The sequence below is a fragment of the Photobacterium gaetbulicola genome, assembly GCF_003025515.1.
Classification (GTDB): domain Bacteria; phylum Pseudomonadota; class Gammaproteobacteria; order Enterobacterales; family Vibrionaceae; genus Photobacterium; species Photobacterium gaetbulicola.
The window spans coordinates 42,566-54,924 of record NZ_PYME01000022.1 but is presented as its reverse complement, the minus strand read 5'-3'; the positions used below and the strand labels follow the sequence as shown (position 1 = coordinate 54,924).

Below are 12,359 nucleotides of genomic sequence, written 5' to 3'. Positions count from 1 at the left end.
AAACACCTATGTTAGAACCAAGACTCCGGAATAATAATGATATCACCCGGCAAAATATCGACATTAGCTCGGATATCTCCGTCTCTGACTAAGTCACCAATTTTTAATAAATATTCTTTTTGTTGACTGTTTACTACTCGAATTAGCCTAGCATCATTACCGTCTGCATATTCCGTTAATCCACCGACTGCCACCATCACATCAAGCAAGGTCATATTCTCACGATAGCTGATTGCTTGTGGCTGTGATGCTTCACCAATAATTCGTACCTGTTCGCTGTATGGCCCAACAAAGTCGGCAACCATAACCGTCACTATAGGATCGCGTATGTACTCAGCCAAATGCGCTTCTATACTTCGTGCTAAATCAGTAGGCGTCCGACCAGATGCCTGAATATCTTCGACCAAAGATGTTGAAATCATTCCATCCGGACGTACTGTATAGCTACCTGTTATTTCAGAATTCCCCCAAACGAATACTGTCAGGTCATCTCCTGGACCAATTAAGTAGTTATAATCATTGATGTTTTTAGTCAAAGATGCATGTGTTGTTGCTGCTGGCAATGATGATAGATTGCTCGATGAACATCCTATCAAGCTCCCTGATAATAAAGCTACACAAACAAGAAAACGCGATTTAACCAATCCACATTTGTTCATACTCAGTATCCCTTCCGACCTTACCAATCGATGCATTACACGGCACCACATAACTTATACATACATAACTATATACCAATTTTTTGTTCCGCAATTTTTTTCACCATGATTTTTTTAAGCTACAATCTTAAACAAATCTGACATATATTTTACACCCATAGCAGTGGATGAGATCTGTAATGATTATGAGAAAATCAAAATTTCACGATCTAAATATAAGTAATGCAACATTAATTTTTGCAGATTTAGTGGTATTAAGTCTCGTATTTTACTTTATCAATATACATAACACATCTAGTTCGCCTAACAATCAAGACATCGTGAAATATCTGGTAATATCGACACAGTTTATATTTTTCACTATACCTACCCAGTTAACCATACTTGCTGTAGGACTATATAATGAAAAAATAAGAGAAAGCTTCAACGGCATCGTAGTCAGACTATCTGTTGCTCTTTTTCTAGCGTATTTCTTCTCCTTTTCACTATCACTTATCTCTTCTTCAGAGTATTTGTTCAGTCAAACTAGAGAAACATTATATATAGCAGCATTGTCTGCCCTAATCGTGACGCGTTTTATCGCAATAAGCTGTAAGTATGAGCAGATGGGTAAAAGACGAGTCTTACTACTTGGTCATGGCAACCGCGCCAAGTTAATCAATAGTACCATGCGCCGTGCAACGGACCGTGTGAACTTCGAAATTGTTGGTTATATAAAATTTCCAGGAGATGAAGTCGTTGACGAAGGTAATATAAAGCAAATTGAACTATCCGTGCCTTTAGAAAAATACATCATAGAGCAAAATATAGATGAAGTCGTAATTGCTTTAGATGAACGTCGCAATAACCTCCCCAGCGATAGTCTTTTCTACTGCAAACTGCATGACATTCAAATTACCGATGTCATTGATTTTATTGAACGTGAAACTGGGCAAATTGCTGTCAATCACATCTATCCATCGTTTATTCTTTACAATGACAAAAGCAGTGATAATTTGATCACTAGCTTCTTAAATTGGCTGTTCAATACCATTATCGGTTTGCTCATTTTGTCGGTCACTTGGCCGTTAATAATAATCACTATAATTTGCATTAAATTGGAGGATGGCCTTACCGCTCCCGTTTTTTACACTCAGAAACGAGTTGGACTTAAAGGGAAAATATTCTCCATTTGCAAATTTCGCAGCATGGTCATTGATGCGGAAAAGAATGGTGAACAAATGTCTGGAAAGTCTGACAATAGAATTACCCGTGTTGGGCGGATAATTAGAAAATACCGTATCGATGAACTGCCACAGTTATTTAATGTATTTAGCGGCAATATGTGCTTTGTTGGTCCACGACCAGAAAGGCCGCAATTCACTAAGCAGTTTGAAGATACGATTCCTTACTATTCTCACCGCCATAATGTAAAGCCAGGACTTACCGGCTGGGCACAACTCAAGTACCCCTATGGTGATGGCCTCAATGATGCGAGAGAGAAGTTAAAATTTGATCTTTATTACATCAAACACCGCAGTTTAATGCTAGACATTCTCATTCTTATCAGGACTTCTGAGATTGTCATTTTTGGTAAGGGACGTTGATTATGGCAGATTTGTCTAACTCTCCACAAAAAGCTATTACAAATGCCATGACGATAGATGTCGAAGACTATTTCCATGTTGCCGCGCTTTCATCTGTGATTACACGCGATCAATGGGGTGGAAAATACCCCCTCCGCGTTGAGGCCAGCACACAACGTATATTACAGATCCTCGATAACCATAACGTAAAAGCCACTTTTTTCGTCCTGGGCTGGGTGGCAGAGAACTGCCCACAGTTGATCAGGGCTATTGCTGCGGAAGGCCATGAAATTGCCAGCCATGGTTTTGCCCACCAGCCTGCCAATACACAGAGCCAGGATGCCTTTCATATAGACGTTGCACGGTCCAAAAACATTTTAGAGGCGCTGACCGGCAAGCCGGTTTATGGCTATCGAGCTCCTAGTTTTTCCATTGACCATTCCAACCCTTGGGCATTCGAAGTACTGCAACAGTTAGGCTTTGTCTATTCGAGCAGTACTTACCCCGTTAAACATGATCACTATGGTGTACCTGACTGGCCGCGCTTCAAATATCAACGTCCCGAAGGTATCACGGAAATTCCGATCCCAACACTGACTAAGTTCGGCAAAAATATTCCAATTGGCGGAGGCGGTTATTTCCGCTTTTACCCCTATACGTTAAGTCGCTACCTTATCCGTTCATTCCAGCAGCAGACTGGTCAACCTTATAGTTTCTACTTTCATCCCTGGGAAATCGATCCCGGCCAGCCCAAGGTTACCAATATTTCACAAAAGTCTCGGTTTCGGCACTATCTAAACCTCAACCGAATGGAACAACGGCTCAATCGCTTATTGCAAGATTTTAAATGGAATTCGATGAACACTGTTTATCAACTACACGGGCATGAAAGCAATGCAGAATCTGACAGTACGGAAATTAACACCGAACGAACACCAATTATGGGATAAATATGTCGATCACCACCCAGAGGGTAGCTTCTTTCACCTTTCTGGTTGGCTTGATGTTATAAATTCTGTTTTTGGTCATAAACATCATTATCTTCTGGCTGAGCAAGACACCAAATTAGTTGGTGTTCTCCCTTTATTTGAGCAAAAAAGCTGGCTGTTTGGCCATGCTTTAATATCAACGCCTTTCTGTGTATATGGTGGTGCCCTATCGGACAGCGCTTCAATACGAGAAAAACTTGAGGCAGCCGCTTATGAGTTAGGCTGCCATCTCAATGTTGACTATGTCGAGCTCAGAGATAAGAATCCTATAGAGACAAAAGGGCCTTGGGTAACTCATTGCCATCATTCATCTTTTGAATGTTCAATCCCGGCTGATCCTGATGCGATTCTTACTGGTGTCAAACGTAAGCAGCGAGCGGTAATACGCCATTCACAAAAAAACCAACTCCAGTGGGATAACAGCGATAAACCGCAAGAATGCTTCAATCTATATGCCGAAAGTGTACGCAACTTAGGTACTCCTGTTTTTTCAGGCAAACTGTTCACGGCCCTGAAAGACAAGTTTGGGGATCGCTGCGAAACCTTGATTATTCAAGATAAAGATCAGCAACCAGTGTCTGGCGTGCTGAGCTTTTACTATAAGGATCAAGTGCTTCCTTACTATGGCGGCGGTAAATATGAGTCTCGTGATCTGAAAAGTAACGACTTTATGTATTTTCAACTTATGCATATTGCCCATCAAAAAGGCTTTACCCATTTTGATTTTGGACGCAGCAAACTCGACTCAGGCTCCTATAAATACAAGAAGCATTGGGGCATGACAGAAGTCCCATTACATTATCGTGTTGCCCTGGTGAAAGCTAAATCCCTGCCCAACCTTTCACCCAATAACCCTAAATACAAGTATTTTATTAAGCTTTGGCAAAAACTCCCTTTGGGGCTGAGCCAGAAAGTTGGGCCTTTTTTATCTAAATATTTAGGGTGATTTATGAAAGAGCCACTACTGTATCTTTGCCATCGTATCCCATTCCCGCCTAACAAGGGCGATAAAATCACGACATACAATATATTGAAGTTCCTCAGCCAGTATTATGATATCCACCTCGGCTGCTTTATCGACGATAAGTACGACGAACGGTATGAACAGCAGGTAGCTAGTTTCTGCGCCAGCTATACACTTATCCCAATATCAAGATCTTATAGCAAGATAAAAGGGTTAACCGCCCTAATAAGCGGTGATCCGATTACCCTGCCTTTTTATCGGCGTCGGTCGATGCAGCAATGGGTAAATAAGACAGTCGAACAATATCGTATTAACAAAGCTTTTATTTATTCTGGCTGTATGGCGCAATATGTTATGGCTCCCCCCCACCCGTTGCATACCGTTATGCACTTTGCCGATATCGACTCGGATAAATGGCGCCAATACGCGCAAAAAAGCCATGGGATAATGAAAGCGATTTATCAGCGTGAGCACAAAACCTTGGCCAGTTATGAAAAAGCGGTTGCGCAAGCTTTCGCCGTGAGCTGCTTCGTCACACAAGCAGAAACAGAGACGTTTAAAGCCATGCTAGAGCCGGGCATACAAGGGAAAATCCTGCCATTGGAAAATGGCTTAGATAACGACTTTTTTTCGCCAAATGCCCCCATTCACCTTGGAGAACCTTATCCCCTCACCGAGGAGAACTATATTGTGTTTACAGGCGCAATGGATTATTGGGCAAATGCAGACGCAGTTAAATGGTTCGTCCAGCATGTATGGCCCCAAATTTATCAGGCCCACCATAATGCCAAACTCTATCTCGTTGGGAGCAGCCCTGGTCAGGAGGTTCAGGCACTGGCTACTCAGCCCGGTGTCATCGTCACCGGTCGTGTCGAGGATGTCCGTCCTTACATAAAACACGCCAAAGCTGCAATTGCACCAATGCAAATCGCCCGTGGCGTCCAGAATAAAATGTTAGAAGCGATGGCGATGGCTAAACCCATTATCGTCTCGTCATTAACAATTGAAGGTATGGATGAGTGCCCATCGAGTAATCTTGTCGTTTCGGACAATCCCACTGAAATTGCCGATTGGCTAATCAACAAATTGGAACAAAAGCCAGTAGATGCATCAGAGCTGCGTCAATGGATTGAGCGACGTTTCTGCTGGGAAGCTAAGCTGAGCCCGTTACTCAATTATCTAAATCAGCCATGCTGAATGAAACCGAGGACGGCAATGGGACAGAATAAAATCATGTTGATGCTACTGCCTATCATCGGCTGGGGCCTAGTCTATAATCAAGCTTTTTTAGATATGATTTCAATTTGGGGGGCATCAAAAACCTATGAACATGGATTCCTGATAATTCCTATCTGCCTTTGGATTGCCTGGCTGCAGCGTCATCAATTTATGACTCAGCCGCAAAGCATCGCCTGGCTGCCCATATTTTTGCTACCTTTGCCCAATTTGTTATGGTTAATCGGGTATGCCGCCGACATTGCATTATTTGAGCATGTCGCTGCTGTCACCAGTTTCCAGCTGATACTCTGGGCCATGTTAGGAACACCCCGTGCAAAAGTCATGTGGTTCCCAATTTGCTATCTCGTTTTTTGCATCCCGTTTGGCGAACAACTGATAGCCCCGCTGCAACAAATCACTGCAAACCTCGCGATCTTTTTCCTGCAGCTGGCAAACATTCCAGCTCTTCATGAAGGCTTGTCGATTACAATTCCTAATGGTCATTTCTTTGTCGCTGAAGCCTGCTCCGGCATTCGCTTTCTTATCTCCAGCCTGGCGTTAGGTTGCCTCTTTGCCTATTTCCAGTTTACTAAAGTGTGGAAGCGCCTTGCCTTTATTGGCTTTTCTTTCATCTTTCCGATCATCGCTAATGGTATCCGCGCCGCCGGGATTATTATGATCGGGTACTATACGGATATGGCGCATGCCACCGGTGCCGATCACCTTATTTACGGCTGGGTATTTTTCAGCATCATTATTTTCTGTATCTTTCTGGTGGCCAACCGCTTCGCAGACCCCTTGCCTACTCCGGGTAAACGTTCCGCGCCAATTCCCGTTATTAATGTCCCCGCAACCAAAGCGGTTGGGCTAACCACTGTCCTTCTGTTGTCATTTGCTTTGTGGGGAAAAAACATCACGCTATCAGAAGAGGATATTCTTGCCACTCCTCCCATGATTGATGACAGCCACCCAGCCAAGGATACAACATGGGGGATCACCTTCCCGCATGCATCAAAAACACTATTGGCGACGAATCCTGTCACAGACACCTATTACTACACGGCGCGTTATTCCCTTTGGCAACCAAAAGGGGAGCTTATCAGTAGCGAAAACGCACTGTTTGACAAAGATGTTTGGTCCATTAATCACAGTGCGCCTTTAGTGCTTGACCCCCAAACACAGGCAAACAGCCTTTCATTGATCAGTAAGACCGGCGCAGAGATACAAATCGTCTATTGGTACTGCATTAATACGTTTTGTAGTAACGATCCAATCACCATCAAACTAGTCAAAGCCGGATTACTGATTATTGGCGAACGAGGCCATGCTGATGTATTCGCCATAGCGAGCCCTGACGCCAAGCTCGCGGAACAGCATGCGAGGAAATGGCTCGCAGTAACTAACGCTAATCCATAACGCCGTAAACACAGCATACGGTAGTAGCTAAAACAGGGAGTTTAAAATGTGTGGCATTTCCGGTGTGTTTAACCTGCATCAGCCTCATGTCATTGAGCCAACGTTGATCAAACGCATCAATCGGCTTCAAAGCCACCGAGGGCCAGATGACGAAGGCTATTATTTTGATGACTATGCTGCATTAGCGCATCGTCGATTATCTATCATCGATTTGGCCGGAGGCCACCAGCCGCTCTTCAATGAAGATAACAGTATTGTCGTTGTCTTCAATGGCGAAATCTATAACTTCCGTGAACTGGCATCTGAGCTAACGGCATTAGGACACCAGTTCCGTACCCTTAGCGATACCGAAGTGATCGTCCATGCCTGGGAGGCGTGGGGGGAAGAATGCATTCAACGCTTTCGTGGCATGTTTGCATTTGCACTGTGGGATACCAACACGCGAAAACTGTTCATTGGCCGTGACCGACTGGGCAAGAAACCGTTGTTTTATACCGTTACCCATCAGGGGCAGTTCTTGTTTGCCTCTGAACTCAAAGTACTGCTGGCCCATCCCGATGTTGACAAACAACTCCGTCCAGAGATGGCTGAAGAGTTTTTCATGTACGGTTATATTCCAGACCCGTTCAGTGCCTACAAACAGATCTTCAAACTTCAACCCGGCTCCTACCTCACCCTCGAGCCGGGCAGCCGGGTGAGTCCTCGCCAGTACTGGGATTTACAAGCGCCGCAACAAACCCTGAGCTGGAAAGAAACCCAGCAGACATTGATTGATAAACTCAAAGAAGCCATTGATATCCGGCTAATCGCCGATGTCCCGCTCGGGGCATTCCTCTCTGGCGGGGTTGACTCCAGTGCTATCGTCTCGCTGATGGCTGAGCTTCAAAATACCCCTGTAAATACATGTGCTATCGGTTTTGACGAGCAAGACTACGACGAAAGCGATTATGCCCGCCAGATTGCCGAGCGCTATCAAACACAACATTTACAACAGATTGTCAGCCCGCACGATATCAGTCTGATTGATCAGCTTTGTGATATTTATGATGAGCCTTATGCCGATAGCTCAGCCCTACCAACCTTCAGGGTTTGCCAATTAGCCAGTCAACGCGTCAAAGTGGCGCTTTCCGGCGATGGTGGTGACGAAATCTTTGGGGGTTACCGCCGCCATCGCATGCATCTGGCCGAAGAAAAGTTGCGTAGCGCAATCCCCCATAAAATCCGTAAGCCGTTGTTCGGCTCTCTCGGACACCTATACCCCAAAGCTGATTGGGCTCCCCGTCATTTTAGGGCAAAAACCACCTTTCAATCTCTAGCTATGGATATGGTAGAAGGCTACGCCAACTCTGTCTCTAAACTACGTACTGATGAGCGGCAAAACTTATTCAGCCAGCAATACCGTCATCAGCTCAATGGCTATAACGGCATCGAGATCCTTCACCAGCATGCGCGTCACCTTCCCTCTGATGACCCACTCAAACAAATCCAATACCTTGATATAAAGACATGGCTACCAGGTGATATTCTCACCAAAGTTGATCGCGCTAGCATGGCAAACTCACTCGAAGTCAGGGCCCCATTGCTCGACCATGAATTTGTTGAGTGGGCGTTTTGTATTGATAGCAGAGATAATATCAGGCGGAACGAAGGTAAATACGCGTTCAAAAAATCTCTCGAATCCCACGTCAGTAATGACATCCTCTATCGTCCGAAAATGGGATTTAGTATGCCCATCTCGCACTGGTTCAGAACCAGTTTGCAGCCTAACCTGCACAAGCATGTTCTGTCTGAATCAATGTTTGACAGTGGTTTTTTCAATGTCGACTGGCTTAAAAAAATGGTTCACGATCATCAGCACGGTTACCGTGATCATGGTGCTTCGCTCTGGTGTCTATTAATGTTTTCGCAATTTATGGTGAGGCAATAACATGAAACTACTAACCATCACCACCCTATATCCCAACGCTACTGATCCCAAACATGGGGTATTTGTCGAAAACAGGCTAAGGCATCTTCGCCAACACTATCCAGATGTCGAATGTACCGTTATTGCCCCGGTCCCCTGGTTTCCCTTTCGCCATGGCGTTTTTGGCCAGTATAGTCAATATGCATCCGTGCCCAGGGTTGAACAACGTTACGGCATCACTGTCTACCATCCACGCTATGTGGTTGTCCCCAAAGTGGGGATGCAATTGACCCCCCATACCTTGACAAGGTGCCTGAAGAAACAAATCAGTACCCTGCTCCAACAAGGGCTGGAGTTTGACTTGATTGATGGCCACTATTTTTTTCCCGATGGTGTTGCTATCGCCAATGTCGCTGAACAGATCAATAAACCCTTTACGGTTACCGCGCGTGGTACAGACATTAACCTGATCCCTCAATTCCCTGGTCCATTACGCCAAATCAAGCATGTGTTACAACGCAGCAGCCATAACCTAGCTGTCTGTGAAGCCCTTCGCCAAACCATGATTATGCACGGGGCGGAACCTGCAAAAACCTCCACAGCACGAAACGGTGTTGACTTGAATGTGTTCCGCTTTGCGAATCAAGAGAAACAACACGCGCTCAGAGAAAAATTGGGACTACCATGCGAAGGGCCCATCTTTATTTCTGTCGGCTTGTTAATCAAACGAAAGGGACATCACCTGGTTATCGAGGCAATGCAGTCGCACCCCACAGCCCGCCTGCTCATTGCCGGAACAGGGCCCGAACATAATAACCTCAAACAATTGGCTAACAAATTGCGGTTGAGCAACCGGGTGACATTTCTGGGCGCTTTAAGCCAGCCGGAATTAGCCGACTATTTTGGTGCATGCGATCTCTCCGTCTTAGCGTCTGATCGTGAAGGCTGGGCGAATGTGCTGCTGGAATCTATGTCCTGCGGCACACCTGTTGTGGCAACCAATATATGGGGAACGCCGGAAGTCGTTCAAACCCCAAATGCAGGGCTGTTAGTCGAACGAAACCGCAAGGATATAGCCCGCGGCATCACGGAACTCCTTGCCAATTTGCCAAGCAGGCAGTCGACCCGGTTTTATGCAGAGCAATTCTCCTGGGATGAAACATCACACCTGCTCTATCAACTGTTCACCCGTTTGACTTCACCTTGCCCAGCGACATCTAAACCGACGCAGGGAGCCACTGTTCACGAAGACAAGGAAACACAGCTATGAAAATTCTTTACCATCACCGTGTAGCATCACGTGACGGTCAGTTCGTCCACATTGAAGCAATCATTAATGTACTCAAAGCACAGGGGCATGAGGTGATTGTTGTGGCTCCCAAGATCAGTGAACAGACAGAATTCGGAGATAATGGTGGCTGGGTATCAACACTAAGGCAGCGGCTACCCGGTGCAATTGCCGAGCTGATGGAGTTTGGTTATTGTTTCTACGATTTTCTGTTACTCGCGCGCGCGATCAAAAAACATCAACCCGATGCCATCTACGAACGTTATAATCTTTTTTTGCCTTCCGGCATTTGGGCAAAGAAACTTTTTACCCTGCCGCTATTACTCGAGGTTAATTCACCACTCTATCAAGAGCGCCATGACTATACCGGTATTCATTTACCAATGCTGGCCAAGTGGTCGGAATATTACACTTGGCGTAATGCCGACCATGTCTTGCCGGTCAGCCATGTATTGGCCGAGTTCATCTATGAGGCCGGCGTGAGCACTGAACAAGTCACGGTTATCCCTAACGGAATCGACCCGGCACATTTCAACACTCACACACAACCTGAGCGTATGGCACAATTTCGAGGTAAAACAGTCCTTGGTTTCGTGGGCTTTTGCCGAGAATGGCATCAGCTAGACAAAGTCATGGCAAGGATCGCCAGTCTCAATGATCCCGATATCCACCTCCTTATTATTGGCGATGGCCCGGTGCTCGATGAGCTTAGGGCAACGGCGAAACAGCTGAAAATAACCGCTCAAACCCATATCACGGGGCTGATCCCCCGCGAAAAAATGCCGTGCTGGCTAGCACAAATTGATATTGCTCTCCAGCCCGCCGTTACCCCGTGGTGCTCCCCGCTCAAACTGATCGAATATTTAGCTTCTGGTAAGGCTATAGTGGCACCTAATGCACCCAATATAAAAGAGTTAGTCAATGATCAGCACAATGCCCTGCTGTTCCAAAATGGTGACATGGATAACATGCTGCATGCGATAGAGCGACTTATTCATGACACGGCATTACGTCAACGTCTGCAATGTAACGCAAGCCAAACCATTGATGAAAAGCAATTAACTTGGCAGGGCAATGGAGAGAAAATTATCCAGTTGTTCACTCAGATAAGCACTGAAAAGCAACTGACAACAAAACCGATATAGACCGTTATGCCTGTTGGCTTCTCTTCATTATCAATTCGCAAACAATCAGCGTGGAGCAAAGAATGTCCCAGTCAGTTACTCATATTGTTCACATTGTTCATGGGTTCCATATTGGTGGTTTGGAAAAACTGATTGTTAACTGTATAAACCAGATGGGAAATGGATATCGTCACACCATTATCAGCCTCACCACGGTTGGGAGTATTATCGAGCAGATCAAGCCTGAAATCACCGCCATAGCGCTTAACAAGCCTCCTGGGAATAGCCTGCGTATCTATCTCGACCTGTTTCGCCAATTACGACAGTTACAGCCGGATGTGGTTCAAACCTACAATCTGGCAACTATTGAATACCAATGTGTAGCGGCTCTTGCTCGTGTCCCGGTACGCGTTCATGCAGAGCATGGCAGAGACAGCTACGATCCCAACGGGGCAGTAAAAAAATACCGATATTTACGCAAGATTTGCGCTGCATTTATCCATCAGATTGTGGCTGTATCAGACGACTTATATCAATGGCTGGCCCATGATGTTGGGATTGCACCCAAGAAGCTTAAATTGATCCGTAATGGTATCAACACCCATTACTTCAAGCCGGTAGATAAACCAGCCTCGCCCACAGTATTTACCTTTGGCCATGTCGCCAGACTTCAGAGTATTAAAAATCAACAAATGCTCATCAGTGCCTATCAAGCCGCATGCCGACAAGATCCTGACTTCTCGACCAACACGCAATTAGTCCTGGTTGGTGATGGTGACCAACGTCAACAACTCCAGCAACTAGCCTCTCGCTATGAGGCTGAATGTCACATCACTTTTGCAGGCAGCCAAGCCGATGTACGCCAATATTATGGCCATTTTGATACCTTTGTCTTATCATCGATTGCAGAGGGGATCCCCCTTACTCTACTCGAATCAATGTCAATGGGTATCCCGCATATAGTGACCAAGGTCGGGGGTATTAGTGAAGTGATCGTTGAAGGCTGCACCGGTGTCACGGTTCCTTCGCAAAATCACCAAGCATTAACAGCTGCCTTACTGCAGTTCTATCACCACCGAACTCAATTAACCACCATGGGAGACGCCGCTCGGTCAAGAATAGAACAGAGCTTCAGCGAAACGGCGATGGTGGGAGAATATACAAAGTTGTACCAGTACGGTGTATAGTCATTTCGATTAACCTGGCAAAATATAAAGCCGACAAACAGTC

The 12,359-nt window shown here is 45.5% G+C and carries 10 protein-coding genes; 9 read left to right on the top strand and 1 reads right to left on the bottom strand.

The window, feature by feature from the left end; all coding sequences use genetic code 11:
• Window positions 1-11: 11 nt before the first annotated feature.
• Window positions 12-659: an XrtA/PEP-CTERM system exopolysaccharide export protein gene (locus tag C9J03_RS18365; RefSeq protein ID WP_039460460.1), complete on the bottom strand. Its 648-nt coding sequence runs from the start codon at window positions 657-659 to the stop codon at window positions 12-14.
• A gap of 179 nt (window positions 660-838) precedes the next feature.
• On the opposite strand from C9J03_RS18365, the gene C9J03_RS18360 reads away from it, so the two are divergent.
• From C9J03_RS18360 to C9J03_RS18320, 9 genes are all read left to right on the top strand, one after another.
• A complete protein-coding gene (locus C9J03_RS18360; protein ID WP_197078601.1) occupies window positions 839-2,245 on the top strand; it encodes a TIGR03013 family XrtA/PEP-CTERM system glycosyltransferase in 1,407 nt (468 codons plus the stop codon).
• Window positions 2,246-2,247: 2 nt separating this feature from the next.
• Complete coding sequence (locus tag C9J03_RS18355; RefSeq protein ID WP_082060638.1) at window positions 2,248-3,174, top strand: XrtA system polysaccharide deacetylase; 927 nt, start codon at window positions 2,248-2,250, stop codon at window positions 3,172-3,174.
• Complete coding sequence (locus C9J03_RS18350; RefSeq protein ID WP_197078602.1) at window positions 3,119-4,159, top strand: FemAB family XrtA/PEP-CTERM system-associated protein; 1,041 nt, start codon at window positions 3,119-3,121, stop codon at window positions 4,157-4,159. The genes C9J03_RS18355 and C9J03_RS18350 overlap by 56 nt, the downstream gene beginning before the upstream one ends.
• A gap of 3 nt (window positions 4,160-4,162) precedes the next feature.
• Entirely contained in the window at window positions 4,163-5,374 is a 1,212-nt protein-coding gene (locus C9J03_RS18345) for a TIGR03087 family PEP-CTERM/XrtA system glycosyltransferase (protein ID WP_044623620.1), read from the top strand.
• 18 nt (window positions 5,375-5,392) lie between these two features.
• Window positions 5,393-6,811, top strand: a complete 1,419-nt coding sequence (gene xrtA, locus C9J03_RS18340; RefSeq protein WP_162845579.1) for an exosortase A — start codon at window positions 5,393-5,395, stop codon at window positions 6,809-6,811.
• Window positions 6,812-6,857: 46 nt separating this feature from the next.
• Window positions 6,858-8,738: an XrtA/PEP-CTERM system amidotransferase gene (locus tag C9J03_RS18335; protein WP_044623621.1), complete on the top strand. Its 1,881-nt coding sequence runs from the start codon at window positions 6,858-6,860 to the stop codon at window positions 8,736-8,738.
• 1 nt (window position 8,739) lies between these two features.
• Window positions 8,740-9,987, top strand: coding sequence for a glycosyltransferase family 4 protein (locus C9J03_RS18330; RefSeq protein ID WP_044623622.1), 1,248 nt, complete (start codon window positions 8,740-8,742; stop codon window positions 9,985-9,987).
• Window positions 9,984-11,150 (top strand): glycosyltransferase family 4 protein, encoded by a 1,167-nt coding sequence (locus C9J03_RS18325; RefSeq protein ID WP_044623623.1) that lies wholly within the window; start codon window positions 9,984-9,986, stop codon window positions 11,148-11,150. Before C9J03_RS18330 ends, C9J03_RS18325 begins: the two co-directional genes overlap by 4 nt.
• A 62-nt stretch (window positions 11,151-11,212) precedes the next feature.
• On the top strand, window positions 11,213-12,316 hold the full coding sequence (locus C9J03_RS18320) for a glycosyltransferase (protein WP_044623624.1): 1,104 nt from the start codon (window positions 11,213-11,215) through the stop codon (window positions 12,314-12,316).
• The last annotated feature ends 43 nt before the right edge of the window (window positions 12,317-12,359 follow it).

Excerpts from the sequence above, each read along its gene's own strand:
- C9J03_RS18330 (WP_044623622.1), top strand. The coding sequence starts at position 8,740 with ATGAAACTACTAACCATCACCACCCTATATCCCAACGCTACTGATCCC.
- C9J03_RS18360 (WP_197078601.1), top strand. The coding sequence starts at position 839 with ATGATTATGAGAAAATCAAAATTTCACGATCTAAATATAAGTAATGCA.
- xrtA (WP_162845579.1), top strand. The coding sequence starts at position 5,393 with ATGGGACAGAATAAAATCATGTTGATGCTACTGCCTATCATCGGCTGG.
- C9J03_RS18355 (WP_082060638.1), top strand. The coding sequence starts at position 2,248 with ATGGCAGATTTGTCTAACTCTCCACAAAAAGCTATTACAAATGCCATG.
- C9J03_RS18320 (WP_044623624.1), top strand. The coding sequence starts at position 11,213 with ATGTCCCAGTCAGTTACTCATATTGTTCACATTGTTCATGGGTTCCAT.
- C9J03_RS18345 (WP_044623620.1), top strand. The coding sequence starts at position 4,163 with ATGAAAGAGCCACTACTGTATCTTTGCCATCGTATCCCATTCCCGCCT.
- C9J03_RS18335 (WP_044623621.1), top strand. The coding sequence starts at position 6,858 with ATGTGTGGCATTTCCGGTGTGTTTAACCTGCATCAGCCTCATGTCATT.
- C9J03_RS18350 (WP_197078602.1), top strand. The coding sequence starts at position 3,119 with ATGCAGAATCTGACAGTACGGAAATTAACACCGAACGAACACCAATTA.
- C9J03_RS18365 (WP_039460460.1), bottom strand. The coding sequence starts at position 659 with ATGAACAAATGTGGATTGGTTAAATCGCGTTTTCTTGTTTGTGTAGCT.
- C9J03_RS18325 (WP_044623623.1), top strand. The coding sequence starts at position 9,984 with ATGAAAATTCTTTACCATCACCGTGTAGCATCACGTGACGGTCAGTTC.